22 protein-coding genes and 1 riboswitch are annotated in these 25,452 nt (G+C 74.7%); of the genes, 10 read left to right on the forward strand and 12 right to left on the reverse strand.

What is annotated here, in order from left to right:
• Window position 1: 1 nt before the first annotated feature.
• The 4 genes from pknB to thiO form a co-directional block, all read right to left on the reverse strand.
• Complete coding sequence (pknB, locus tag ACFOSY_RS20215; protein WP_394308812.1) at window positions 2-1,930, reverse strand: Stk1 family PASTA domain-containing Ser/Thr kinase; 1,929 nt, start codon at window positions 1,928-1,930, stop codon at window positions 2-4.
• A gap of 436 nt (window positions 1,931-2,366) precedes the next feature.
• On the reverse strand, window positions 2,367-3,161 hold the full coding sequence (locus ACFOSY_RS20220; RefSeq protein ID WP_394308814.1) for a thiazole synthase: 795 nt from the start codon (window positions 3,159-3,161) through the stop codon (window positions 2,367-2,369).
• Between the two features lie 2 nt (window positions 3,162-3,163).
• Complete coding sequence (thiS, locus tag ACFOSY_RS20225; protein ID WP_006131258.1) at window positions 3,164-3,385, reverse strand: sulfur carrier protein ThiS; 222 nt, start codon at window positions 3,383-3,385, stop codon at window positions 3,164-3,166.
• On the reverse strand, window positions 3,382-4,548 hold the full coding sequence (gene thiO / locus ACFOSY_RS20230) for a glycine oxidase ThiO (RefSeq protein ID WP_394308817.1): 1,167 nt from the start codon (window positions 4,546-4,548) through the stop codon (window positions 3,382-3,384). The genes thiS and thiO overlap by 4 nt, the downstream gene beginning before the upstream one ends.
• Window positions 4,546-4,657, reverse strand: a riboswitch (TPP riboswitch). Its footprint overlaps the gene before it by 3 nt.
• Before the next feature lie 95 nt (window positions 4,658-4,752).
• Between thiO and ACFOSY_RS20235 the strand changes: the two genes are divergently transcribed.
• The 5 genes from ACFOSY_RS20235 (at window position 4,753) to ACFOSY_RS20255 (ending at window position 9,633) form a co-directional block, all read left to right on the forward strand.
• Window positions 4,753-5,991, forward strand: coding sequence for an NAD(P)/FAD-dependent oxidoreductase (locus ACFOSY_RS20235; protein WP_394308819.1), 1,239 nt, complete (start codon window positions 4,753-4,755; stop codon window positions 5,989-5,991).
• An 89-nt stretch (window positions 5,992-6,080) separates the two neighbouring features.
• Window positions 6,081-6,446 (forward strand): Rv2175c family DNA-binding protein, encoded by a 366-nt coding sequence (locus ACFOSY_RS20240; protein WP_394308821.1) that lies wholly within the window; start codon window positions 6,081-6,083, stop codon window positions 6,444-6,446.
• Window positions 6,447-6,904: 458 nt separating this feature from the next.
• Window positions 6,905-7,579, forward strand: a complete 675-nt coding sequence (thiE, locus tag ACFOSY_RS20245; RefSeq protein ID WP_394308823.1) for a thiamine phosphate synthase — start codon at window positions 6,905-6,907, stop codon at window positions 7,577-7,579.
• A 114-nt stretch (window positions 7,580-7,693) separates the two neighbouring features.
• Complete coding sequence (gene metF, locus ACFOSY_RS20250) at window positions 7,694-8,617, forward strand: methylenetetrahydrofolate reductase [NAD(P)H] (RefSeq protein WP_394308826.1); 924 nt, start codon at window positions 7,694-7,696, stop codon at window positions 8,615-8,617.
• Between the two features lie 56 nt (window positions 8,618-8,673).
• A complete protein-coding gene (locus ACFOSY_RS20255) occupies window positions 8,674-9,633 on the forward strand; it encodes an SCO2102 family sporulation regulator (RefSeq protein ID WP_394308827.1) in 960 nt (319 codons plus the stop codon).
• Window positions 9,634-9,682: 49 nt separating this feature from the next.
• On the opposite strand, the gene ACFOSY_RS20260 is transcribed toward ACFOSY_RS20255, so the two are convergent.
• The 4 genes from ACFOSY_RS20260 to ACFOSY_RS20275 all read right to left on the reverse strand — a co-directional run bounded on the left by ACFOSY_RS20260 (window position 9,683) and on the right by ACFOSY_RS20275 (window position 15,307).
• Window positions 9,683-11,176 (reverse strand): phytoene desaturase family protein, encoded by a 1,494-nt coding sequence (locus tag ACFOSY_RS20260; protein ID WP_394308829.1) that lies wholly within the window; start codon window positions 11,174-11,176, stop codon window positions 9,683-9,685.
• A gap of 474 nt (window positions 11,177-11,650) precedes the next feature.
• Window positions 11,651-12,280 (reverse strand): TetR/AcrR family transcriptional regulator, encoded by a 630-nt coding sequence (locus tag ACFOSY_RS20265; protein ID WP_394308832.1) that lies wholly within the window; start codon window positions 12,278-12,280, stop codon window positions 11,651-11,653.
• 35 nt (window positions 12,281-12,315) lie between these two features.
• Window positions 12,316-14,400 (reverse strand): YhgE/Pip family protein, encoded by a 2,085-nt coding sequence (locus tag ACFOSY_RS20270; protein ID WP_394308833.1) that lies wholly within the window; start codon window positions 14,398-14,400, stop codon window positions 12,316-12,318.
• Window positions 14,372-15,307: an ATP-binding cassette domain-containing protein gene (locus ACFOSY_RS20275; protein ID WP_394308836.1), complete on the reverse strand. Its 936-nt coding sequence runs from the start codon at window positions 15,305-15,307 to the stop codon at window positions 14,372-14,374. Before ACFOSY_RS20275 ends, ACFOSY_RS20270 begins: the two co-directional genes overlap by 29 nt.
• A 192-nt stretch (window positions 15,308-15,499) precedes the next feature.
• Between ACFOSY_RS20275 and ACFOSY_RS20280 the strand changes: the two genes are divergently transcribed.
• The 3 genes from ACFOSY_RS20280 (at window position 15,500) to ACFOSY_RS20290 (ending at window position 17,642) form a co-directional block, all read left to right on the forward strand.
• On the forward strand, window positions 15,500-16,066 hold the full coding sequence (locus ACFOSY_RS20280; protein WP_394308838.1) for an SAV_6107 family HEPN domain-containing protein: 567 nt from the start codon (window positions 15,500-15,502) through the stop codon (window positions 16,064-16,066).
• Between the two features lie 113 nt (window positions 16,067-16,179).
• Window positions 16,180-16,950 (forward strand): methyltransferase, encoded by a 771-nt coding sequence (locus tag ACFOSY_RS20285; protein ID WP_394308840.1) that lies wholly within the window; start codon window positions 16,180-16,182, stop codon window positions 16,948-16,950.
• Window positions 16,951-17,237: 287 nt separating this feature from the next.
• Entirely contained in the window at window positions 17,238-17,642 is a 405-nt protein-coding gene (locus tag ACFOSY_RS20290; RefSeq protein WP_006131276.1) for a DUF3040 domain-containing protein, read from the forward strand.
• Window positions 17,643-17,809: 167 nt separating this feature from the next.
• On the opposite strand, the gene ACFOSY_RS20295 is transcribed toward ACFOSY_RS20290, so the two are convergent.
• The 4 genes from ACFOSY_RS20295 to ACFOSY_RS20310 all read right to left on the reverse strand — a co-directional run bounded on the left by ACFOSY_RS20295 (window position 17,810) and on the right by ACFOSY_RS20310 (window position 23,452).
• Complete coding sequence (locus tag ACFOSY_RS20295) at window positions 17,810-20,203, reverse strand: transglutaminase TgpA family protein (protein WP_394308843.1); 2,394 nt, start codon at window positions 20,201-20,203, stop codon at window positions 17,810-17,812.
• The gene (locus ACFOSY_RS20300) at window positions 20,200-21,561 is read right to left on the reverse strand and encodes a DUF58 domain-containing protein (protein ID WP_394308845.1); all 1,362 of its coding nucleotides are present in this window, start codon (window positions 21,559-21,561) and stop codon (window positions 20,200-20,202) included. Before ACFOSY_RS20300 ends, ACFOSY_RS20295 begins: the two co-directional genes overlap by 4 nt.
• The gene (locus ACFOSY_RS20305) at window positions 21,561-22,628 is read right to left on the reverse strand and encodes an AAA family ATPase (protein WP_394308846.1); all 1,068 of its coding nucleotides are present in this window, start codon (window positions 22,626-22,628) and stop codon (window positions 21,561-21,563) included. The genes ACFOSY_RS20300 and ACFOSY_RS20305 overlap by 1 nt, the downstream gene beginning before the upstream one ends.
• 275 nt (window positions 22,629-22,903) lie before the next feature.
• Window positions 22,904-23,452 (reverse strand): beta-class carbonic anhydrase, encoded by a 549-nt coding sequence (locus tag ACFOSY_RS20310; protein ID WP_394308848.1) that lies wholly within the window; start codon window positions 23,450-23,452, stop codon window positions 22,904-22,906.
• 412 nt (window positions 23,453-23,864) lie between these two features.
• Between ACFOSY_RS20310 and rsmH the strand changes: the two genes are divergently transcribed.
• Window positions 23,865-24,869 carry a 16S rRNA (cytosine(1402)-N(4))-methyltransferase RsmH gene (gene rsmH, locus ACFOSY_RS20315; protein WP_394308850.1) on the forward strand — a complete coding sequence of 335 codons (1,005 nt, stop codon included), beginning with the start codon at window positions 23,865-23,867 and terminating at the stop codon, window positions 24,867-24,869.
• Window positions 24,870-24,954: 85 nt separating this feature from the next.
• On the forward strand, window positions 24,955-25,449 hold the full coding sequence (locus ACFOSY_RS20320) for a hypothetical protein (RefSeq protein WP_394308852.1): 495 nt from the start codon (window positions 24,955-24,957) through the stop codon (window positions 25,447-25,449).
• Window positions 25,450-25,452 lie beyond the last annotated feature (3 nt).

The raw sequence follows: 25,452 nt of genomic DNA on the forward strand, positions 1-25,452 counted from the left end.
CTCAGCCGATCTCGATCGTGATCGTCGAGCCCTTGGGGGCGGTGTCGCCGCCGTCCACCGACTGGCCCTTGACCGTGTCGCGGAACAGGCCCAGCAGGCCGCGGTCCTCCTTCACCGCGAACCCGGCCTCCTCCAGCTTCCGCCGGGCCTCGTCCACCTTGTCGCCGGTCACGTCCGGCACCTCGATCATCTCGGGGCCCTTGGACAGGGTGAGGGTGACCGTGTCGCCCTCGGCGACCTCCTCGCCGGAGCCGGGGGACTGCCGGGCGACCTGGCCCGCGTCGTGCTCGGAGTGGACCCGCCCGTCGGCGATCCGCACCTTCAGCCCGGCCTCCTTCAGCTCGGCGCGCGCGTCCTCGGGGTCGTCCCCGGTGACGTCGGGCACGTCCACCGGGCTGCCCTTGCTCACCGTCAGCGCCACCGCCGTGCCCGCCCGGACCTTGGTGCCCTTGCCCGGCCCGGTGGAGATCACCGCGCCCCTGGGCACGGAGTCGCTGAACTCGCGGGTCACCATGCCCGGCTCCAGACCCTCGTCCTCCAGCAGCGACCGCGCCTTGTCCAGCGGATAGCCGTCCAGGTCGGGCACCCGCACGGTCTGCGGGCCCTTGGACACGGTCAGGGACACCGAGGCGCTGCCGCGGACGCGGGCGCCCGCCGCCGGGTCGGTGCTGATCACCTTGCCCCGCTCGACGGTGTCGCTGTACTTCTCCGTGACCTCGCCGACCTCCAGCCCGGCATCGGCGAGCCGGTCGCGGGCCTCCTGCTCGGTCTTCGACAGCACCGGCGGGACCTTGGTGAACTGCCCGGAGTTGATGTACCAGACGCCCGCGCCCAGCCCCAGCACCAGCAGCACGGCCACGACGATCGCCGCGGGGCCGCGGCGCAGCCTCGTGCGGCGCCGGGGCGGCAGCGGCGGGGGCGACCGGAAGCGGCTGGTGCGGTTCACACCGTCCGCGCCGTCGTCGTCCTCGTTCACGGGAAGGGGGCGCGGCACGGTGAGCGAGCGCGGGATGACGCTGGTGCGGTCGTCGGCGTTGTCGTGGACCGAGGAAACCGCCTGCGGGGGCATCGCGTCGAGCTGCTCGTCGGTGAGCCGGCCGCGCGCCTCGCGGGCCAGCGCGAACAGCGCCACCGCGTCGGCCGGGCGGGCCTCCGGGGCGCGCGCGGTCGCCGCCGCGACCAGGGAGTCCAGCGCGGGCGCCAGACCGGGCACCACCGCGGAGGGCGGCGGCACGTCGTCGTGGAGGTGCTTGTAGAGGACGATCGCGGGCGAGTCGCCGTCGTGCGGCTTCTCGCCGGTCAGCATCTCGTACAGCAGGATGCCGCAGGCGTACACGTCGACCCGGGGGTCGGCGGTGCCGTGCTCCATCTGCTCCGGGGCCAGGTACGACACCGTGCCCAGCACGGTGCCCGAGGTGTTGGTGACCGTGTCCACCGAGCGGACCAGCCCGAAGTCGGCGACCTTGACCCGGCCGTCGTCCCCGATCAGCACGTTCTCCGGCTTCATGTCGCGGTGCACGAACCCCGCCCGGTGGGCGGCGCCCAGCGCGGCCAGCACCGGCTCCAGGATGTCCAGCGCGGCCCGCGCCTGGAGCGCCCCGCGCTCGCGCAGCACGTCCCGCAGGGTGCAGCCCGCGATGTACTCCATCGCCAGGTAGACGTACCCACCGTCGGCGCCCTGGTCGAAGACCTGGACGACGTTCGGATGGGCCAGCCGGGCGACGGACTTCGCCTCGCGGATGAAGCGCTCCACGAAGCCGGCGTCGGAGGCCAGCGAGGGGTGCATCACCTTGAGCGCGAGGATGCGGTCGAGGCGGGTGTCCAGGGCCCGGTAGACCGTGGCCATCCCGCCGACGGCGATCCGCGCCTCGACGCGGTAGCGGCCGTCGAGCACCTGCCCGACCAGCGGGTCCTGAAGGGTCGTGTCCACGCAGCGAGTCTACGAGTCCGCGACGACAGCCCCGGCCCGTTCAACCGCCGTTGGAGCGGACCTGTGACCTGTGTTACCCGACCGCGTCCGAACGAGGGCCGGCCGACGGGCCGTGACACGTCCGGATCACGCCCGGCCGGCCGGGCCCGAAGCACGGCCGACGCGCGGGCCGTGGCGCGTGGGGATCGGGGCCGGCTCGCGGGTCGTGGCCGGTCCTGGTCACGGCCGACCCCGGGTCATGACGCGTCCGGGCCACACCCGGGCGGTGGGCCGTGGCGCGTCAGGACCGCGGGCGGCTCGCGGGTCGTGGCCGGTCCGGATCGCGGCTGGGGAGCCGCCTCCGGATAACGGCCCGCCCGCAGTCCGGGACGCGGCCGGGTCGCGGCCCGGCAGCGGTCGGGACGGGGGCGGGACGCGGGTCGGGGTGGAGCGTGGGTCAGAACGCGGGCCGCTCCGGGTCCAGCGCGGCCCGGCCCTCCACCGGCGAGGACGCCTGCGCGAAGTGGCGCCGGGGGATGCGCCCCGCCCGCCGCGCGAGCCGCCCCGCCTCCACCGCGCCCCGCATCGCCGACGCCATCAGCACCGGCTCCTGGGCCCGGGTCACGGCGGACGCCAGCATCACGCCCGCGCAGCCCAGCTCCATCGCCAGCGCCGCGTCCGACGCGGTGCCCGCGCCCGCGTCCAGGATCACCGGCACGCCCGCCCGCTCCACGATCAGCTCGAAGTTGTGCGGGTTGCGGATGCCGAGCCCCGAGCCGATCGGCGAGCCCAGCGGCATCACCGCCGCGCACCCGACGTCCTCCAGCTTCCGCGCCAGCACCGGGTCGTCGTTGGTGTACGGCAGCACCGTGAACCCGTCGTCGACCAGCGTCTCCGCCGCGTCCAGCAGCTCCACCGGGTCCGGCAGCAGGGTCCGCTCGTCCGCCACGACCTCCAGCTTCACCAGGTCCGTGCCCAGCGCCTCCCGCGCCAGCCGCGCGGTGAGCACGGCCTCCCCCGCGGTGAAGCAGCCGGCCGTGTTCGGCAGCACCTCCACACCCAGCTTCCGCAGCACCGACAGCACCGACCCCTGCACCGAGGGGTCCACCCGCCGCATGGCGACGGTCGTCAGCTCGGTGCCGGACGCCACCAGCGCCCGCTCCAGCACGTCGAGACTCGGCGCCCCGCCGGTGCCCATGATCAGCCGGGACGTGAAGGTCCGGCCGCCGAGGACAAGGGGATCGTCGGCCATGGTCAGCCTCCTTGGACGGCGGTGAGGACCTCCACCCGGTCCCCTTCGGACAGGGGGGTGGCGGGCCACTGCGCGCGCGGGACGACGGTTTCGTTGAGGGCGGCGGCCACCCCGGAGGGGGCCGCGGTGAGCGACCTGACGACGAGGTCCAGGGCCGTGCCGGGCGGGAACCGGCGGGGCTCGCCGTTGACGGTGACGGTGACCGTGGGGACCGGGGCGTTCATACGGACTGCTCCGCGAGGACGGGGGCGCCGAAGCGCCGGGGGGTGAACGGGAGGGCCTCGTCGGGCAGCTCGCCGGTGGCCAGCACCCGCGCCATGGCGTCGCCGGTGACGGGCGTCAGCAGCACGCCGTTGCGGTGGTGACCGGTGGCCAGCAGCAGCCCGTCCAGGCCGGTCGGGCCGAGCAGCGGCGCGTTGTCGGGGGAGCCGGGGCGCAGTCCGGCGGTCGTCTCGGTGAGCGGCAGCTCGGTGAGGCCCGGCACCAGCTCGTGGGCGTCGCGCAGCAGCTCGTACACGCCGCCCGCGGTGACCGTGGTGTCCCAGCCCATCTCCTCGCTGGTCGCGCCGATCACCAGCTCGCCGCTCTCGCGCGGCACCAGGTAGACGTGGCTGCCGCGCACCACCGCCCGCACCGTGCGGCTCAGGAACGGCTCGGGGAGGTCCGGCATGGTCAGCCGCAGCACCTGCCCCTTGACCGGCCGCACCGGCGGCAGCACCTCCGCGGGGACGCCCGCCAGCCGCCCGCTCCAGCTGCCCGCGGCCAGCACCACCTGCCCCGCGGCCAGCTCCTCACCGGCCGCGGTGACGACGCCGCGCGCCCGGTCGCCCGTGACGACGAGCCGCTCGGCCCAGGCGCGGTGCAGGGTGACGCCGGACAGCTCGCAGGCGGTCACCAGCGCGGACGCCAGCCGGCGCGGGTCGATCTGGTGGTCGCCGTCCACCCGCAGCCCGCCGCGCACACCCGGCGCGAGCATCGGCTCCAGGCGCCGGCACTCCCGTCCGGTCAGCCACTGCGAGTCCAGGCCGGAGCGCTGGTGCAGGGCGTGCAGCTCACGCAGATGGGCGCGGTCGTCGGCGTCCAGCGCCACGGCGAGGGTGCCGCAGCGGCGGTAGCCGAGGTCCTGGCCGGTACGGTCGGTCAGCTCGGCCGCGAAGTCGGGATAGCGGCGCGCCGAGGCCAGGTTCAGGCCGAGCAGCGTCTGCTCGCCGTGGTGCAGCTCGGTGACGGCGGCCAGCATCCCGGCCGCCACCCGGGCGGCGCCCCCGCCCGGATCGGGGTCCACGACGGCCGTGGCGAGCCCGGCCTGCGCGGCCCGCCAGGCCGTCACCAGACCGATGATCCCGCCCCCGACGACGAGGACGTCTGCGGTACGCGTGGGCGACATGGGCGTCCAGCCCCTCCCTTCGCCGGCATGACCCGGATCAGGTTCGTACGGTCGGAGGCCGCCAGCCTCCCTCTCAGCCCGGTGCGTCCGGGCTCCCGCGAGTGCGTGTACGCGGGCCACCCTAGCCCGCGCCGCGCCGCACCCGTAAGGGACCCCGCGCGGCAGCCCTCCGGCGCGGCGGGCACGGGTGTCTATGGTGAGCGGGTGAGCGAGCAGACGCAGGAACAGGGAGGGGCCGCGCCGCGCCGGGCCGTGGTGGCGGGCGCGGGCATGGCGGGCGTGCAGACCGCGGCGGCGCTGCGGGAGCGGGGCTTCACCGGCGAGGTGACGCTGATCGGGGCGGAGCCCCACCAGCCGTACGACCGGCCGCCGTTGTCCAAGGCGGTGCTGCTCGGCACCGCCGAGAGCTCCGCCTTCGACGTGGACTTCGAGGAGCTGGGCGTCGCGCTGCGGCTGGGCTGCGAGGTGACCGGCCTGCGCCCCGGCGACCACGAGCTGGACACGGAGGCCGGGCCCGTCCCGTACGACGTGCTGGTGATCGCCACCGGCGCGGAACCGCTGCGGCTGCCCGGCGCGGAGGGCGTCCCCGGGGTGCACCTGCTGCGCACCCTCGACGACGCCGAACGGCTGCGGCCGGTGCTCGCGGCGCAGCACGACATCGTGGTGGTGGGCGCGGGCTGGATCGGCGCGGAGTTCGCCACGGCGGCCCGTGAGGCGGGCTGCGCGGTCACCGTCGTGGAGGCCGAGGAACGGCCGCTCGCGGGGGTGCTGCCCGCGGCGGTGGCCGCGCCGATGACCGCCTGGTACGCCGAGGCCGGCGTCACGCTGCGCACCCACGCGCGCGTGGCGCGCGTCGAGCCCGGCGCCGTGCTCCTCGACGACGGCACCCGGCTGCCCGCCGGCGCGGTCGTCGTCGGCATCGGCGCCCGCCCCGCCACGGCCTGGCTGGCCGGCTCCGGGATCGCCCTCGGCACCCACGGCGAGGTCGTCGCCGACGCGCACCTGGCGACCTCCCTGCCCGACGTGTACGCCGTCGGCGACTGCGCCTCCTTCCCGTCCGCCCGCTACGGCGAGCGCCTCCTCGTCCACCACTGGGACAACGCCCTCCAGGGGCCGCGCACGGTCGCCGCGAACATCGTCGGCGAGGGGCGCGAGGCGCGCGAGGTCTACGACCCCGTGCCGTACTTCTGGTCGGAGCAGTTCGGGCGGTTCGTGCAGTACGCCGGGCATCACGCGGACGCCGACCGCACGGTGTGGCGCGGGGACCCCGCCGACCCGGCGTGGAGCGTCTGCTGGCTGCGCGGGGACCGGCTGGTCGCGCTGCTCGCGGTCGGGCGGCCCCGGGACCTGGCGCAGGGGCGGCGGCTGATCGAGTCGGGCGCCGCGCTGGACGCGGAGCGGGTGGCGGACCCGGCGCGACCGCTGAAGTCGGCGGCGGCCTGACACCTTGCCGGCGGAATCCGGGGCGACGCGTCCGCCCGGTGGGACGGGCCTGGCTTCCGACTGTCGGTGGCAGGTGGCAGGCTTGTCCCGTGACCGAGATTGACGCAAAGATCGATGCTCTCGTCCCCGCCTGGCTCACTCTCCCCGACATCGCCGAGAAGCTCGGCGTCGAGGTGACGCGCGTCCGGCAGCTGGTCAAGGAGGGCCAGCTCATCGCCGTACGCCGGGGTGAGAACCGTGCGCTGCACGTTCCCGCCGCCTTCATCGACGAGGACAAGGTCGTCAAGGGCCTGACCGGAACGCTGACGCTCCTGCGGGACGACGGGTTCACGGTCGAGGAGATGCTGGAGTGGCTTTTCACCCCCGACCCCAGCTTGCCGGGCACGCCCGCGCAGGCTCTCGCGGAGAACCGCGGCACGGAGGTGAAACGCCGAGCCCAGGCCCTCGCCGTCTGACCCCGCGGGGTGCGACGCCCTGAAGGGGCGCGGGGAACTGCGCGACCAGCCCCGTGCGACCCGCACCCGGCGTGCAACAGCCCCCGGCACCCCGGTGGCCGTACGGGGTGGGGCGCAGGCCCGCTGAAGGGGTGCCGCCTGCGCCCACCCGTGCCGCCCCAAGCGGCACGACTGCCCGCAGTCGGCAGGGGGCAGCGCCCCTTCAGGGGCGCGGGGAACTGCGCGACCAGCCCCGTGCGACCCGCACCCGGCGTGCAAGAGTCCCCGGCACCCCGGTGGCCGTACGGGGTGGGGCGCAGGCCCGCTGAAGGGGTGCCGCCTGCGCCCACCCGTGCCGCCCCAAGCGGCACGACTGCCCGCAGGCGGCGGGGGCGCGCCCCGTAGCGAACCCCACCGCATATGGTTCCGGCGGCGGGCCGGCGACGGATGCGCCTACGAGACGACCCCGGGGGGACCCCATGTCAGATAGTCCGCGTGACGACAGTCCGCGTAACCGGCTCGCGGAGGCCCGCGTTTACCTGTGCACCGACGCCCGCCGGCGCCAACGCGACCTCCCCGAGTTCCTCGACGCCGTGCTCGCGGCCGGCGTCGACATCGTCCAGCTGCGAGACAAGGGCATGGAGGCCGCCGAGGAACTCGAGCACCTCGCGGTCCTCGCCGACGCCTGCGCCCGCCACGGCAAGCTGCTCGCGGTCAACGACCGCGCCGACGTCGCCCACGCCGCCCGCGCCGGCGTCCTCCACCTCGGCCAGGGCGACCTGCCCGTGCCCGCCGCCCGCGCGATCCTCGGCGACGACATCCTGATCGGCCGTTCCACCCACGCCGAGTCCGAGGCCGCCGCGGCCGCCGTCCAGCCCGGCGTGGACTACTTCTGCACCGGCCCCTGCTGGCCCACTCCCACCAAGCCCGGCCGCCCCGCCCCCGGCCTGGACCTCGTCCGGTACACCGCCGCCCTCGGCACCGACCGCCCCTGGTTCGCGATCGGCGGCATCGATCTCGCCAACCTCGACCAGGTGCTGGACGCCGGCGCCCGCCGCGTGGTCGTGGTCCGCGCCCTCACCGAGGCGGACGACCCGGGCGCCGCGGCCGCCGAGCTGGCCCGCCGTGTGCGGGAAGCCAGCGACGCCGGCTGACTCCGACGCCACCGGCGTCTCAAGTTTGTCCACACTGTGGACACCAAGGCGGCAAATCAGACAAATATCCCGCTTCTGGTTGGGGGTCCGCCGACCCGTGGCTACGCTGCCCGTATGGCCCTCGGAACCGCATCCACCAGGACGGACCGCGCACCCACCGTGCGCGACATGCTCGCCGGCGGGAAGACGACGTACTCGTTCGAGTTCTGGGCCCCGAAGACGGAGAAGGGCGAGCGGAACCTCTGGAACGCGCTCCGCAGGATCGAGGCCGTCGCGCCCAGCTTCGTCTCCGTCACCTACGGTGCGGGCGGCTCCACCCGGGCCGGCACGGTGAAGGCGACCGAGCAGATCGCCGCCGACACCACCCTCACCCCGGTCGCCCACCTCACGGCGGTGGAGCACTCCGTCGCCGAACTGCGCAACATCATCGGCCAGTACGCCGACGCCGGGATCCGCAACATGCTCGCCGTGCGCGGCGACCCGCCCGGCGACCCGATGGCCGACTGGGTGCCGCACCCGCAGGGCCTCACCTACGCGGCCGAACTGGTGCGACTCATCAAGGAGTCGGGCGACTTCTGCGTGGGCGTCGCCGCCTTCCCCGAGATGCACCCGCGGTCCGCGGACTGGGACACCGACGTGGCGCACTTCGTCGACAAGTGCCGGGCCGGCGCGGACTACGCGATCACGCAGATGTTCTTCCAGCCCGAGTCGTACCTGCGGCTGCGTGACCGAGTCGACGCGGCGGGCTGCGAGACGCCCGTGATTCCCGAGGTCATGCCTGTGACCAGCGTGAAGATGCTGGAACGGTTGCCAAAGCTGAGTAATGCGGTGTTCCCCGACGCCCTCAAAGAGCGGATCCTCACAGCGAAGGACGATCCGGCGGCGGTACGCTCCATCGGTATCGACTTCGCCACGGAGTTCTGCGCACGGCTGCTGGCCGAAGGAGTGCCCGGTCTGCACTTCATCACGCTCAACAACTCCACGGCGACGCTGGAAATCTACGAGAACCTGGGTCTGCACCACCCGCCGCAGGCCTAGACCGGTCGCACGCACATACGACACACTGCGTAACGACCACTGGGAGAGGGGCGTACATGGGCTGGACGGTCCTCTACATCGCGTTCGGCATCGTCGCGCTGTGGTTGCTGGGTGAGGTGCTGCTGCAGTACAAGGCGCGCCTGCGCTGGCGGCTGCTCGCCTTCGTCGGGTTCCTCGGCGTCGTCTTCGGCGTGCTGATCCCGTCCGTGGTGGTGATCGGACTGGGCGCCGCGGCCTTCGCCGTCGGGCAGACCTACGTCACGCTGTCGTTCCGCCGCGGCTTCCAGGCCGGCTGGGCGGTCAACGCGCCGATCCTGTCCGCCGCCAAGGGCCGCGGACGCGGACGTGAGGAACCGACCCTGGAGGTCACCGGCCTCGAGGCGTCCGGCGACCGTGCCGACGCGTTCGACCCCGGCCCGGCCACGGCCGGTTACGGCGCCGACGACGACTACGACCGCGACGACGTCTTCACCCCCGCCGCCGACCGGCAGACGGCCGCGGAGACCACCGCCGTCTACGAGCCGCAGCCGCTGCCCGACGACACCGGCTCCTACGGCGTCTACGGCGACCAGGGCTACCCGGGCCAGGACCAGTACGCCGGCCAGGACCAGTACCCGGGGCAGGACCAGTACGCCGCCACCGCGCAGGCCGCCGACCCCAACTACGCCTACGACTACTCCGGTTACGGACAGCAGCAGGGTTACGACACCGGCCAGCAGCAGTACGCCGCGTACTCCGACCCGTACATCGGCAACGCCACCTACGGCGGCGGCTCGTACGACACGGGCTACACGGACCAGCAGTACGCCCAGCAGGGCTACGCGGCCCAGGACCCGTACGCGAACGGCGGCTACGGCGGCGAGACCCCGGCCGGCGGCCTGTGGGTGCCGCAGCAGCGCAGCGCCGACGACCCGTACGGCGGCGAACTCCCGCCGGAGCAGCAGTACCCGTACCAGGACGGCGGGCAGCAGCAGGGCACCAACGGCAACGGGTACGACGAGCAGTACCGTTTCTGAACGGCACCGCTTCTGAAGCCCTCTCAACCGCCCGCACCCCGGCCCGCGTTCACTGCGAGCCGCGGAAGTCCGGCCCCTCGACGACGAGTCCGGCCACCAGCGCCCCCGACATCCCCGCGTGCGGCAGTCCGCCGCCGGGGTGCGACCAGCCGCCGACGGTGAACAGCCCCGGCAGCCGGGTGCTGTTGGACGCGTGCAGGAAACGGCCGTCCGCGGCGGCGAGCGCCGGCGCCGGCACCGCGCCGCCCTCGGCGCCCGTCTCCCGCGCGACGTCCTCGGGCGTGCGCACCTCCTGCCACAGCAGCCGGTCCCGCAGATCCGGCACGGCTCGCGCGGCGGCCGTGACCATCCGCTCCGCGTACTCCTCGTACGTCTCGGCGCCGGCCGCCCCGGCGGGCGTCACCGCCGTCACCGTCACGGCCTCGTGCCCGGCGTCCGGGACCAGCGCGGGGTCGTCCGGCCGCAGCACCGTCACCGTCGGCTCGGCGGGCAGCCCGCCGCCGGACAGCGCGTCCAGCTCCGCCTCACGGTCCCGGGTGTGCACGACCGTCCGGTGGGGGGCGCCCTCCGGGCGGGCGCCGCGCAGCGCCAGCAGCACCGTCGTCCGGCTCGCCCCCTCCCGCCGGGCGGGCACCTCGCCCTCCCCGCGCAGCCGCGCGGCGCACATCCGCTCCAGCGCGGCGGGGTGCACCCCGGCGATCACCAGATCCGCATCCACCACCGTGCCGTCGGCGAGCTCCAGGCCCGCCGCCCGGCCGTCCTTCTCCCGCACCGCGGAGACCTCCGCGCCGAAGCGGAACTCCACCCGGCGCGCCAGGCACCGCTCGTACACCGCCCGCGCCAGCTCCCGCAGCCCGCCCCGCACGTACCAGGTGCCGAAGGCGTGCTCCATGTACGGCAGCACCGCCGCGCTCGCCGGCGTGGTCCGCGGGTCGAGGCCGAACGCCAGGGCGTGGCTCTCCAGCAGCGCCCGCAGCCGCGGGTCGCGCAGCTCCCACTCACCGACCTCGGCAAGCGTGGCCGCCGTGCGCAGGCGCAAGCGCCGCCGGCGGGGGACGGCCGGGTAGGGCTCGCGCCCGGCCAGCACTCCCCAGTTGGGCCACAGCGGCTCCTCCAGCAGCGGGCGGCGCGCCCGGTCCCAGGCCTCGCGGGCCCGCACCAGGAAGTCGCCCCAGCGCCGCGCCGCGTCCGCGCCCAGCGCCTCCTCAACCGCGGCGACCACGCCCGCGCGGGAGGCGTTCGGCAGGGACACGCGGGTGCCGTCCGCGAAGACGTGGTGCGACGACGGGTCGGCCTGCACCAGCTCGACGCAGCTTTCCAGCGGCTCCCGGCCCGTCTTCACGAACAGGTCCCGGTAGACGGCGGGCAGCGGCAGCAGCCCGGGGCCCGTGTCGAAGGCGAACCCGTCCCGCTCCCGGCGGCGCAGCGCACCGCCGTACGTCTCCGTCCGCTCGTACACCGCCACCCGGTGGCCCGCGACGGCCAGCCGGGCGGCGGCAGCCAGCGCGCCCGCGCCGGCGCCGATCACCGCAATCCGTGCCATGCCAGGGACTTTATCCGCCGCCGGTCAGGGCCCGTCCCTGAGTGTCCGCGCCCCCGACGGCGTGACCGTCCGGACGCACGCCGTGGTGGGCGCGGGTGCGCAGGCGTGAGTACTCGTACCTAGCCGGCGAGTTGAGTACGGCGGCGGATGGGCCCGGACCTGCGGGAACGGGAGAGTGGAGACCACGGAGAGGGGGCTCGGGCCCACGGGACCGGCGGCACGGGGCGCCGGAACGGGGGACCGGCCCGCGATCCGCTCCTTCCGCCGGCGCCGTCGGCGGGAGCGAGGCACGGGGGAACCCGGGGGAACGACCGCACGGGGTTCCACGGGGGGACGTACGGGGGAACAACGGGGGATCACGGGGGAACAGGGAGGCGCCGGCCCGGCCGGTGGCCCGCGGGGGACGCGGCCACCGCCGGACCGGCGCCTTCGCGTGTGCGGCCTGAGTCCGTGCGGATCCTGCCCGGCTCCGGGTCAGCCGCGCCCGCTGACCCGGCCCTGGAGCAGCCGCGACAGCGCCGCGTGCACGTCGTCCAGGGACCGCTCCGGCTGGAACGACTTCCAGTCCAGCGCCGCCACCAGCACCATGCCCACCAGTGCCGCCGCGGTCAGTGGCACGTCGATCTCCTCGCTGAACTCCCCGGCCGCCACGCCTGCGCGCAGCACGTCCTCGACCACCGCCACGGCCTGCTGCCGCACCACCATCAGCGTGGACTGCCAGGCCCGGTTGGTGCGCCACAGCTCCGCCACGTACAGCTGGGTGAAGGCCGGGTAGCGGTCGATGAACACCAGCCCCGCCCGGACCATCGCGTCCAGGGCGTCGACCTTGCTCCCGCCCTCCAGGGCCGTCCGCTCGGCCGCCTCCCGCAGCGAGGCGGTCAGCAGGCCGACCCCGTGCCGCAGCAGCTCCTCGAAGAGGACCGACTTGCTCGCGAAGTTGTAGTAGACGGTGCCCTTCGCGACGCCCGCCCGTTCGGCGATCTCGTCCACGGTGGTGGCGGAGAACCCCTGCTCGGCGATGAGCGTGACGGCTGCCTCGTAGAGCTTCTGCCGGGTGGCCTCGCGGCGGGCGCTGCCGCCCGGCGTGGTGCTGCTGCGTTCCATGGCCCCGATTGTCACAGGAGCGCCGGCCGGCCGGTTCACAGGCTCAGCTCCGGGTGCAGCCGGTCGAGCGTCCACACCTGCCGGCGGCGGGCCGACAGCGCGGTCAGCGCGAGCGCGCCGGCCGTGAAGGCCGCCAGCACCGCGCAGGCCGTCCACACGGGCCCGAGCCCGCCGCCCGAGATCAGCCGCCGCAGCGCCTCCACGACATGGGTCATCGGCAGGAACGGGTGCAGCGCGTTGAAGAAGTCCGGACTGGTCTGCACGGGGTACGTGCCGCCCGCCGAGGTGAGCTGGAGCATCAGCAGCGCCAGCACGAGGATCCGGCCGGCCGCGCCGAAGCGGGCGTTCAGCCACTGCACGAGCGCCGCGAAGCACGCCGTCACCAGGAACAGGAAGGCCACCGTCCCGGCCGCCCGCGTCATCCGCAGCCCCAGGCCCCAGTGCAGCACCGCCATCAGCGCGACCGTCTGCGCCACCCCGATCGCCGCCACCGGGAGCCAGCCGGCCAGCGCGATCCGCCAGGCGGAGGCGCCCGCCGCGAGCGCCCGCCGGTTCATCGGCGCGATCAGCATGTACGCCACCATCGCGCCCACCCACAGCGACAGCGGGATGAAGTACGGGGCGAAACCGGTGCCGTAGTTCGGCGCCTTGTGCAGGTCGCGGGAGACCAGGCGCACCGGGTCGGCCATCACCTCGGTGCGCTGGTCGCGCTGGGCCTTGTCGTAGTCGGGGATCTGCCCGGCGCCCTGGCGCAGACCGCCGGCCAGCTCCTCGGACCCGTCGGCCAGCTTGAACAGGCCGCCGCTCAGGTCGTCCGCGCCCGTCTTCAGCCTGCCGACGCCCTTGTCCAGGTTCCGTGCGCCGGTCTCGGCGGTGGCGAGCCCCTTGTCGAGCTTCTTCGCCCCGGCCGCGACCTTGCCGGCGCCGGCGTTGAGCTTGTTGACACGGCTGACGGCGTCGTCGAGGTCCTCGGAGAGGTGCGGGGCGCGGCCGGCGAGGGCACGCGCCTGCTTCTCCAGGGTGGCGAGCTGCCCGTCGAGCTTCTTCAGGTCCGCGCGGTGTCCGGTGACCAGGGCGGAGACGTCGTCGGCGACGGAGGAGGCGTCCGCCACCGCCTCCTTGGCCTTCTTCAGCTCCGGGCAGGCCGGGTCGGGTTCGTCGGCGTCCTCGCAGCGCTCACGGTGCAGCGTGTCCAGCGTGCCGGACGCCTCGCGGGCCTCCTTCGCGGCGGCGGGGGCCTTCTCCACCAGGGCGTCCAGGTCCTCCCGCAGCTGTCCCGCCGTGTCGGCGACGAAGCGGGCCGTCGCGCCGATGGCCTTCTCGTTCTTCTTCAGGAACGGGCCCGCCTCGGCGTTCAGCGCGTTCACCTTCCCGGCGAGCAGGCGCGTGCCGTCCGCGACCTTCGAGGAGCCGTCCTTCAGGGTGCCCGCGCCCTTGTGGAGGTCCTTCAGCCCCTTGGCCAGCTTGCCGCTGCCCGCGCGGGCGTCCTTCAGCCCGGCGGCGAGGTCCTTGGAGCCCTTCTCCGCCTCGCCGATGCCCCCGTTCAGCTTGTCGGCCCCCCGCGCCGCCTTCACCGTCTCGCCGTGGATGTCGGAGAAGGAGACGAAGATCTGGTCCAGGAAGGACCGGGAGGTCTTGGTGGACGCGGCCCGCCGCACCTCGCCGAAGACCGTCCGGGAGATCTGCCCGACGATGTAGTTGTTCGCGTCGTTGGTGCGCACCCTGAGCGCGCCGGTCTCGGGGGAGTCGCCCGAACTGGAGGCGACACGGCGGCTGAAGTCGGCGGGCACGGTCAGCGACAGGTAGTACGTGCCGTCCTCGACCCCGCGGCGGGCCTCCTCCTCGCTCACCTCCCGCCAGTCGAAGGCGGAGCTGTCGCGCAGGCCCTCGGTGATGTCGTCGCCTGCCGTGATCCGCCTGCCGTCGACGGTCGCGCCCTCGTCCTCGTTCACGAGGGCCACGGGGATCCGGTCGAGACGGCCGTACGGGTCCCAGAACGACCACAGGTACAGGGCGCCGTAGAGCAGGGGCAGCACCAGCAGCGCGACGAGCGCCGCGCGCGGGAGGGTGCCGCGCCCGAAGCGCCGCAGCTCAAGAGCGGCCAGTCGCGGCGATCGCATCGTCGGCGGCCTCCTTCCGGTCGTCGTCGGGGCCGGCCGTGTGGTCGGGGCCGTCCTTCTTGGCGGGGCCGTCCTCCTCGTCGTGGCCGGAGAGGGACTCGTCCGGCCCGTCGCCGCTCGGGCCGGCGGGGGAGCGGCCGGGCTCGTCGCCGGCGGGGGCGGCGGCCCCGCCGGTCCCCGTGCCGCGGGACCGCTCCGCGCCCGTGCGGACGACCACCGCGCCGGACGGCGGCTCGCTGCACACGGCCAGCACCGTGACCCCCGTGCCGGCGACGGACCGCAGCAGCGTCCACACCTCCTCACGCTCGGCGGCCGACAGCTTCAGGTCGGCGTCGTCGATCCCGAGCAGCCGGGGACGCCCCAGCAACGCCAGCGCCAGCGCCAGCCGCAGCGCCTCCACCCGCTCCAGGTCCCGCACCGCGGTCCGCTCGCCCTTGGGCAGGGCGCCCAGGCCGAGCCCGGCGGCGGCCAGCGCCTCGTCGACGCGGCGGCGCCGCTCCTCCCGCCGCTCGGCGCGCGGACGGATCAGCCGCCGCGGCCTCGGGAGCGCCCCCCGCGCGCCCCCGAAGCGCCGCGACAGCAGCTCCTGCTCGCGCAGATGCTCGGCCACCGTGAGTGCCGGGTCGAGGTCGGTCACCCCGGCGACGTGCGCCAGGGCGCTGCGGCGGCGTACGGCGGCCATGCGCCCAGGGAGTTCCAGCCCGCCGACGACGGCCCGCCCCTCCGTCGGCCTCATCCGCCCGGTGAGCGCGAGCAGCAGACAGGTGCGGCCCGTGCCGGACGGCCCAGCCACCGCGATCAGCGCACCGGGCGCGGCGTCGGCCGACACGTCGCGGAAGGCCCACCCCCGTGGCCCCTTCAGGCCGAGGCCGTCGGCCACGACGGCGAGTCCGCTCGGATCGTCCACGGGTCCCCCCTGGAACGTGGCGCCGGAAGCGGCGCCATCTTTTGAACTGACTGGTCAGTTCAAAAGTTAGCTCGAACGGGCGAACGAGGCAACGTCGCAGGTCAGAACGGATTGTCAGTGCCATACCGCACGATGTGCACATACGGCACGTGCCTCATGGCATGCCGTCACGAAGACGACAGGAGGTTCGTCATGGCCCACTCGTCCGCAGCCGCCGCCCGTCGGCGCCGCGCATCCGGCCCTGCCCCCTCACTGCACAACGGCCCGGCGAGCGACATCCACCCGGTGCTGCGCCGCGCCGCGGCCCCGCCCGCCGCCCTCGACCTGCTCGCCCAGGCCCGCGCCGGACTCGACGAGGCCGCCGTCCTCGACACCCCCAACGAGCGCTACGCGACGGCCCACCTGGCCGCCCTGCGCACCGCCGCCGCCGTGCTCGCCGCCCGGGGCAGGCCCGAGACCTCGCCCCGTGCCCGGGCGAAGATACGAAGCGCCTGGGAGGTGCTCCCCGAGATCGCGCCCGAACTCGCCGAGTGGAGCGCCCTGTTCGCCTCGGGCGCCCGGCGCCGTGCCCGGGCCGAGGCGGGCATCCAGGGCGCGGCGACCGTGCGGGACGCCGACGACCTGATCCGGGACGTGGCCATGTTCCTGCGCCTGGTGGAGCGGATGCTGGTGCTCCAGCCGGTGCTGCCCCAGCCCCGCCCCGACCGGGACGCCGGCCCCGACCCCGGCCCGCGCGGCGGCCTGCCCGACGCGGGCTGACCGGGAGCCCACCGGGTGACGGCGGGCCGCCGCGCAGGCCATAGGGTGGACAGCGCCTGAAACCCGATCGCCCCGCCCCACCCCAGGCGGTGCCCCGCCGAGGAGTCACCACCGTGTCGGACCCGATGCGCCCCCGCGCCGCTCTCCGTACCGCCGTTGTCTGGGACGTCCTCCAGGCCGCCCTGGAACGCAGGGTCAAGGCCACAGGACGGCAGGCCCTGGACGTCCTCGACACCGGCGGCGGCAGCGGCAACTTCGCGGTGCCCCTGGCCCGGCTCGGACACCGGGTGACGGTCGTCGACCCCAGCCCCAACGCCCTGTTCGCCCTGGAGCGCCGCGCCGCCGAGGAGGGCGTCGCGGACCGGGTGCGGGGCGTCCAGGGCGACGCCCGCGGCCTGTTCGACGTCGCCGAGCGCGGCGGCTACGACGTCGTCCTCTGCCACGGCGTCCTGGAGTACGTCGACGACCCGGCGGAGGGCGTGCGCAACACGGTGGCCGCCCTGCGCCCCGGCGGGGTCCTCAGCCTGCTCGCCGCGGGCCTGGGCGGCGCGGTGCTCGCCCGCGCCCTGGCCGGCCACTTCACGGAGGCCCGGCAGGCCCTCGGCGACCCGAACGGCCGATGGGGCGACGGCGACCCCGTGCCGCGCCGCTTCACCGCCGACCAGCTCACCGCGCTGGTGCGCGGCGCGGGCCTGGAGGCCGTCGCGGTGCACGGCGTCCGCGTCTTCTCCGACCTCGTCCCCGGCGTGCTCGTCGACACCGAGCCCGGGGCGATGGAGGCCCTGCTGAAGCTGGAGGCCGCCGCGGCCGAGCTCGCCGCCTTCCACTCGGTGGCCACGCAGCTTCATGTGCTCGGTGAGGCGGGCGGGACCGACGGGGCGTGAGCGGCCGCCCGTGACACGGCGCTGATCAGCGGCGCGTGCGGCGGCCCCGGGGCGCATGGACTGTGCCACAGGCCCCCCGAATGGCGGCTCGGAGCCGTATGATCGAGGGAGACCGCCCGGCATGACGGGTCGGCCGCCGGGGAATGACAGCCTCAGCGGACCGGTGCGTGATGGCGGACTCCGGTCGGCAATTGGCGCAGAGGGGCGGGTTTCACGGGGGCGATTCCCTGCCTATCCTGAAGGGACCCCCCGGGTCGCCCCGGCGACTGCACGATGAGGAGGACTCCGTGCCGCTCTCGGAGCACGAGCAGCGCATGCTCGAGCAAATGGAGCGAGCGCTGTACGCCGAAGATCCCAAGTTCGCGACGGCGCTCGAGGGAAGCGGGCTGCGTACGTACACCCGGCGACGGGTCTACCAGGCGGTCGCGGGCTTCCTCGTAGGTATTGCGCTCCTCATGGCCGGTATGGTCGCCCAGCAGGTGTGGCTCAGCGTCGTGGGCTTCCTCGTGATGCTGGGGTGCGCCGTACTCGCGGTGACCGGGTGGCGCAAGGCGCCCAAGCCGGGTGAGCAGGCCGCCGGTGCGGGGGCCGCGCCGCGGGCGGGCCGCCAGGGCAGAGCGCGGCGCTCGATGATGGACCGCATCGAGGAGCGGTGGCAGCGGCGCCGGGACGAGCAGGGCGGCGGCCACTGAGGCCTACGTGATCTTCTGGTTCAGGGGCGTTCACCTACGGGGTGGGCGCCCCTGAGTCGTACCCGCGGGCGGTGCGTAGTGGTTGCTCGCGCAGTTCCCCGCGCCCCTGAAGGGGCGCGGGGAACTGCGCGAACAGCACCTGACGGCCCGGGGCCGCCGACGAGACCTCAGCCGCGCTGGCGCGTAGGCAGATGCCAGTCCGGGCGCAGGGCGGCCAACCGGTCCCGCAGGGCCGCCCAGCGGTCGGACACCGCCCACACCACCCGCACGGCCGACCGCGGCGCGAGCAGCGCCCGCAGCCGGGCCCCGCGGGACGCCGAGTCCCGCAACGCCCCCGACGCGCGCCGCACATCCTCCGCCAGCCCCACGGCCGGCCGCGGCCGCGGCGCGTACAGCACCTGCTCCACCGCCCCCGCCAGCCGCCGCACCGCCGCCGCCGCGTCCCCGTCGAGCCCGCCCGTCCGCACGATGCGGTCGGCCGCCCCGCGCGGGGTCAGCGACTCGTCCGGCACGATCCCGTGGTCCCAGGCCGTGTCCGTCAGCTCCTCCCAGGCGGCCAGCACGTACGGGGCGACGTCCTCCTCCGCACGGCCGTGACCGCCGAGCCGCACCGCCCGCGTCCGCGTCCGCCACAACAGCGGCGACAGCGGCAGCGCCAGCACCAGCAGCCCGGCCAGGGCCCACAGCAGCACCACGTGCCACTTCGGACCGTCGTCGTCCACCGGCAGGGCCGCCTGCGGAGACTCGCTCTCGCAGGACCCCGGGTCGCTGCCGTCCGCCCGGCAGTCCGTGCTCTGCGACGGCGTGTCCTCCGGGTCCGAGGGCACGGCCTGCGACGGCCGGGCCGGATCCGCCGGCCCGTTGTCCTCGACGTCCGGCACGGTGTAGTCCGGCGTCGAGCCCCGGGTCGGGGTCGGCTCGAACCGCGTCCAGCCCGCCCCCTCGAAGTACAGCTCCGGCCAGGCGTGCGCGTCCCGCATCGCGACCGAGATCGTGCCGTCGGCCTGCGGGGTGCCCGGCGCGAAGCCCACCGCGATCCGCGCCGGGATGCCCAGCGACCGCGCCATGGACGCCATCGCGAAGGAGTAGTGCACGCAGAAGCCCCGCTTGTCCTTGAGGAAGCGGGCGATCGCCTGCGAGCCGCTGCCGACGTCGACCTGGGTGTCGTACTGGAAGCCGCCGCTCAGCGTGAACCAGTCCTGGAGCATGACCGCGCGGTCGTAGTCGCTCTGCGCGCCGGCGGTCACCTCACGGGCGGTCTCGTGGATCACGGAGGGCAGCGAGTCGGGCAGCTCGGTGTACTCGCGCACCAGGTCGGCCGGCGGCTCCGGGGCCCCGGCCAGCTGCTCCGCCGTGGGCCGCACGTCGAGGCTGCGCACCTCGTACGTCAGACCGCGGGTGTCCTGCCCGTGGTCGCCGACCAGCGTCATGCCGACGGGCTCGTAGCGCCAGTCGCCCCGCACGCTCACCCGGCTCGGCGGGTACGGCATCGGCAGCCAGGTCTGGCCGTACCACTCCGCGACCGAGACCGACGTGCCGACCTCCGTGAACTCCACGTCGGAGCCGAGCCCCGCCGGTGCCGGGAAGCCCTCGGGCACCTGGGTGATCGCCCGCTTCGACGGCTTCCACGTGGTGCCGTCGAAGTCGTCCAGGGACACGATGCGCAGGTACAGGTCCGAGGTGTTCTCCATCTCGGTGCGCACCGAGAACACCGCGCGGTCGTCGTCGTTGTTCAGCGAGTCCCGCAGCGACACCAGCGGGTTCACCGCGGAGATCGTGCCGCCCCCGCCGACCCCCGCGCCCACGCCCCGGCCGTTCGGGTCCAGCAGGCCGCCGTTCATCGCGGGCAGCGCCAGCGGCACCACCAGGGCGAAGCCCAGCGCCACCGCCCCGATCCGGTGACCGAACCGCGCGGGCGCCGGCGACGGCGCGTCCGGTGTCTGACGGACCCGGCCGCGGGCCGGCCCGGCGAACACCCGCCCCCACTGCGAGAGCCGGTCCCGGCCCTCGGCGAGCAGCAGCATCAGATAGCCGGCCGCGGCCAGCAGGAACCACAGCCACTCGATGCCGTTGTCCGTCAGGCCCGCGGCCACCGAGTACAGGGCGAGCAGCGGCAGCCCGGCCGGGGCCGCGCTGCGGAAGGTCACCGCGAGCACGTCCACCAGCAGGCCGATGACCAGCACCCCGCCGACCAGCATCAGCTGGATGCCGTCGCTCAGCGGCGCCGGTATCGCGTACCGGTTGACGTCCTGGCCGCCCTGCTCCAGCAGCTGCCCGAAGACGCGCAGCGCGTCCGGGCCGGGTATCAGCCCGGCGATCGCGTTCTCCCGCGCGAACATCAGCGTCAGCATCATCAGCGTGACGACGACCTGCGCCGCCACCGTCAGCGGCCGCGCCAGCGGCACCCGCCGCGCCGCCGCGCCCACGCCCGCCTGCACGCCGAGCAGCAGCGCCGCCTGGAGGAGCCAGACGGTCGACTCCACCAGCGGCAGCAGGGCGCAGGCCGCCAGCAGGGAGGCCGCCCAGGCGCGCACCGTGAGCCTGGCCAGTGAGCTGATCACGGTCCCTCCCCACCGCTCGCCGCCACCAGGCCCGAGCGCTCTCGGTCCGCCTGCCGCCACAGCTGCTCCAGCGAGGCGCCCCGCGGTACCGCCACGGCCGTCCAGCCCGCCTCGCGCAGCATCCGCAGCCGCTCCTCGCCCGGCTCCGCGTCGCCCGGCGGGTCGGCCGGCTCCCGCAGCCAGTCGTCGCTGTCCAGCAGGAACGCGACGGCGCCGCCGGTGCGCTGCCGCATCCGGGCCAGCACCGCGGTCTGCTCGTCGTCCGTGTCACCGAGGAACGCCACCAGCAGCCCCTCGCCCCCGGAGCGCAGCACGTCGTAGGCGCGGGACAGGCCCTCCTCGTCGGAGTGGTCCACCACGGCCAGCGTGTCCATCATCAGCCCGGCCGCGTCCGCCGACTCCTGGTGCACCCCGGAGAAGCCGTCGGCGCCCTCGCCGGGCACCGAGTCGCCGGTGTCCGTCAGCAGCCGCACCGAGAAGCCCCGCTCCAGCATGTGCACCAGCACCGACGCCGCGCCCGACACCGCCCACTCGAAGGGCGAGTCAGGACCGGCGCCGTCGTAGGCGATGGCACGCGTGTCGAGCAGCACCGTGCAGCGGGCGCGCTGCGGCTGCTCCTCGCGGCGCACCATCAGCTCGCCGTAGCGGGCGGTGGAGCGCCAGTGGACGCGGCGCAGGTCGTCGCCGTAGCGGTAGCCGCGCGGGATCACGTCGTCCTCGCCGGCCAGCGCCAGCGAGCGCTGGAGCCCGTCGCCGTACCCCTTGGCCTCGCCGCTCAGCCGCACCGGCGGCAGCGCCTCCACCCGGGGCGTCACCGTCAGCGTGTCGTACGAGGAGAACGAGCGGTTCAGCTCGCACATCCCGAACGGGTCGGACAGCCGCAGCTGGAGCGGGCCCAGCGGGTAGCGTCCGCGCAGGTCGGAGCGGACCCGGTAGGACACCTCACGGCGCGCGCCCGCCTCCATCCGGTCCAGCACGAACCGGGGGCGCGGGCCGAGCACGTAGGGCACCCGGTCCTGGAGCATCAGCAGGCCCGTGGGCATCCGGGAGACGTTGTCCATGCGCAGGTGCACGCGGGCCTCGGCGCCCGCCGGCACCCGGCCGGGGGAGAGCCGGCGGCTGCCCGCGACCCGGTAGCGGGTGCGGTGCAGCACGGCCGCGCACACCAGCGGCAGCGCCGCGAGCAGCAGGCCGACCCGCAGAAGGTCGCTCTGCCCGAGCACGTACGCGCAGACCGCGGCCGCGATCCCGGCCGCCAGGAAGGAACGCCCCCGGGTGGTGAGCCCCGCCAGGGCGGTCCTCAGCCCGCTCCGGTCGCCCCGGTCGTCGTCGGCGTGGACCGCGCCGGCGGTGCTCATCACAGCCTCCGGGGCGGCTGCTGGCCGTAGCCTCCGCGGCCCAGGCCGAACCCGGCGGGCTGTCCTGCCGCCGCGGGCACCGTGGTGCGCTGGAGGATCTCCTGCACCACCTGCTCGGCGGTGCGGCGGTTGAGCTGGGCCTGGGCGGTGGGCAGCAGACGGTGGGCGAGCACCGCGACGGCGAGCGCCTGCACGTCGTCCGGCAGCGCGTAGTCACGGCCCGCCAGGGCCGCCGCCGCCTTCGTCGCCCGCAGCAGATGCAGCGTCGCTCGCGGCGACGCGCCGAGTCTCAGGTCGGGGTGCGTGCGGGTGGCGGCGACCAGGTCGACCGCGTACCGCCGGATCGGCTCGGCCACGTACACGCCGCGCACCGCCTCGATGAGCTTCACGATGTCGTGCGCGTGCGCCACCGGCTGGAGGTCCTCCAGCGGGGAGACGCCGCCGTGCACGTCGAGCATCTGCAGCTCGGCCTCCGCGCTCGGGTAGCCGACGGAGACGCGGGCCATGAAGCGGTCGCGCTGGGCCTCCGGCAGCGGGTAGGTGCCCTCCATCTCGACCGGGTTCTGCGTCGCCACCACCATGAAGGGGCTGGGCAGTTCGTAGGTCTTGCCGTCGATGGTGACCTGGCGCTCCTCCATCGACTCCAGCAGCGCGGACTGCGTCTTCGGCGAGGCGCGGTTGATCTCGTCGCCGATGACGATCTGCGCGAAGATGGCGCCCGGCTTGAACTCGAAGTCACGGCGCTGCTGGTCCCAGATGGACACACCGGTGATGTCCGAGGGCAGCAGGTCCGGTGTGAACTGGATGCGCCGCACCGAGCAGTCGATCGACCGCGCCAGTGCCTTCGCCAGCATCGTCTTGCCGACTCCCGGGACGTCCTCGATGAGCAGATGTCCCTCGGCGAGCAGCACGGTCAGCGAGAGCCGTACGACCTCGGGCTTCCCCTCGATCACGCCTTCCACCGAACCGCGCACGCGCTCCACGACGGCGGTCAGGTCCTCCCCGACCGTCCCGTATGCCCGGTCGGGGGCGCCCCCATGGCTCGCACGATCGTCATAGGTCGTCACCCGGCCCTCCTCGGCCTTTCCCCGCTCCGCGATGAGCGGGGCGTTCCCCAAAATGTGCCGGCCGATCCCGTGCCCAGCGGACCGGCCCACCCCGAATCACGGGCACCACGCGGGAACAGTTCCGCGTGACACCACTTCCGCATTCTTGCCGCCGTTACCGATTCGTGTCACTCGCCTGTGGACAACTGACAGCGATATGTCAGCTCTTACGACGTTCGACGGCTCTCCGGGTGCGGCCGGCCCGCGACGGGCTGCCCGGTGAGGCGGGGCCGCCGTCAGGCGGGGTCGACCTCGCGCAGCAGACCCGTCTTCACGTCGAAGACGAACCCGCGCACGTCGTCGGTGTGCAGCAGGAACGGCGAGGTCCGCACCCGCTGCATCGACTGGCGCACGTCCTGGTCCACGTCCCGGAAGGCCTCGACGGCCCACGCCGGGCGCTGTCCCACCTCCATCTCGAGGTCGTGCCGGAAGTCCTCGGTGAGGGACTCGAGACCGCAGTTGGTGTGGTGGATGAGGACGACGCTGCGGGTGCCCAGCGCCCGCTGGCTGATGGTCAGCGAGCGGATCACGTCGTCGGTGACCACACCGCCGGCGTTGCGGATGGTGTGACAGTCGCCCAGCGACAGGCCCAGCGCGTCGTGCAGGTCGAGACGGGCGTCCATGCACGCCACGACGGCGACGTGGAGCACCGGGCTCGCGTCCATGCCCGGGTCGGTGAAGGCGGACGCGTAACGTTCGTTGGCTTCGACCAGACGGTCGGTCACGGTGCCGGAGCCGGCGGAGGCGTTTCCGGGGCTCGCGGGCACGGATGCAGAAGTCGTCATACTCCTGACGGTACTGGTCACGAGGGCGTCGAGCCCGTTGTGAGAGGGGACAAAGAACGTCAGCCGCGTTTGGTGTGAGGTAACCCACAGGAGTGGTGTGACCCCCTGCCTACGGGTGATGTGCCCGATCCGCCTCTTGACCCGCGCGGGCCGCGACGCGCAGTCCGGTTGATTGACCGGGCCGGGCCGTGGACTAAAGTGACGCGAAGCGGGAGGTGAGACCCCCCGCTGCGACGACTTCCCCGGATCCCCCGGCGACGACCAGGGATCTCCCGCGTGCGCGGCGCGTACGTACGGCTCGGCCTTCTCCCGCCGCCGCCCGGCCGACGCCTCCGGCGCCGGCCGCCCCCTCACCGGGGAGGGCGGGGAACCGGCGGTGCGTGAGCGTCACGCCGGATCTGAGAGGGCCGAAGTGAAAGGGCGCGAAGCGCTTCCGCACGAGGGCGGTGACGGGCGACCGGAGGGGCAGAGCCGGCACGTCCCGGTGATGCTCCGTCGGTGCCTGGACCTGTTGGCGCCCGCCCTGGAGCGGCCCGGCGCGGTGGTCGTCGACTGCACGCTCGGCCTCGGCGGCCACAGCGAGGCGCTGCTCACCCGCTTCCCCGACGCCCGGCTCGTCGCCCTGGACCGCGACAAGGAGGCGCTGCGCCTGTCCGGCGAACGGCTCGCCGCCTTCGGTGACCGGGCCACCCTGGTGCACGCCGTCTACGACGAGCTCCCCGACGTCCTCGGCCGGCTCGGCGTCCCGCGCGTCCAGGGCGTCCTGTTCGACCTCGGGGTGTCCTCGATGCAGCTCGACGAGGCGGACCGGGGCTTCGCCTACGCCCAGGACGCCCCCCTCGACATGCGCATGGACCAGACGACCGGCGTCAGCGCCGCCGAGGTCCTCAACACCTACCCGCCCGGCGAGCTGGTCCGCATCCTGCGCGCCTACGGCGAGGAGAAGCAGGCCAAGCGGATCGTCTCCGCGATCGTGCGCGAACGCGAGAAGGAGCCGTTCACCAACAGCGCCCGCCTGGTCGAGCTGATCCGCGACGCGCTGCCCCAGGCCGCCAAGCGCACCGGCGGCAACCCGGCCAAGCGCACCTTCCAGGCCCTCAGGATCGAGGTCAACGGCGAGCTGTCGGTGCTGGAGCGGGCGATCCCGGCCGCCGTGAAGGCGCTGGACGTGGGCGGCCGCATCGCCGTGCTGTCGTACCACTCCCTGGAGGACCGGCTGGTCAAACAGGTGTTCGCGGCGGGTGCCGCCACCACCGCCCCGCCCGGCCTCCCGGTCGTCCCCGAGCAGTACCAGCCGCGGCTCAAGCTGCTCACGCGCGGTGCCGAACTTCCCACCGAGGAGGAGATCGCCGAGAACCGCCGCGCGGCCCCCGCGCGGCTGCGCGGCGCCGAGCGCATCCGGGAGGACGTCGAGTGAGGCGGCCGCGGTGAGGCACGGGCCGGCCCCGGAGCGGGCGACGGCCGGGCGAACGGGCGGGACGAGCGGACTCAGGGGAGCGTGAGTGACCAGGAAACCCGAACTGAAGGGGCGGCCCGAGCTGCGGGGGAGGGCGGCCCGGCTCGCGCACCTCCTGCCCACCGGACGCGCCCAGGCGGCCCGTACCCCCTTCGTGCTCCTCGTGGTCGTGCTCCTCGGCGGCGGCCTGATCGGCCTGCTGGTGCTGAACTCCGCGCTCAGCGAGGGCGCGTTCCGCCTCGACGACCTCCAGCGGGAGACCAAGGAGCTCACGGACGAGGAGCAGGCCCTGCGCCGCGACATCGACGCCTACTCCGCCCCCGACGCCCTCCAGCGCCGCGCCCGCGAACTCGGCATGGTGCCCGGCGGCGGCCCCGCCTTCCTCGGCCCCGACGGCAAGGTCAAGGGCGTCCCCGGCGAGGCCTCCGCCGCCCGCGCCCCTCTGGTCCTCGCGCCCGAGGCACTGGCCGCGGCGACCGCCCCGCCGCCGTCGTCGGAGTCCGCCCCACGTTCCCCGCACGCCTCGACCCCCGGCAGGTGACGG

It is taken from the genome of Streptomyces lusitanus (assembly GCF_042647945.1).
Taxonomy (GTDB): Bacteria; Actinomycetota; Actinomycetes; order Streptomycetales; family Streptomycetaceae; genus Streptomyces; species Streptomyces pseudogriseolus.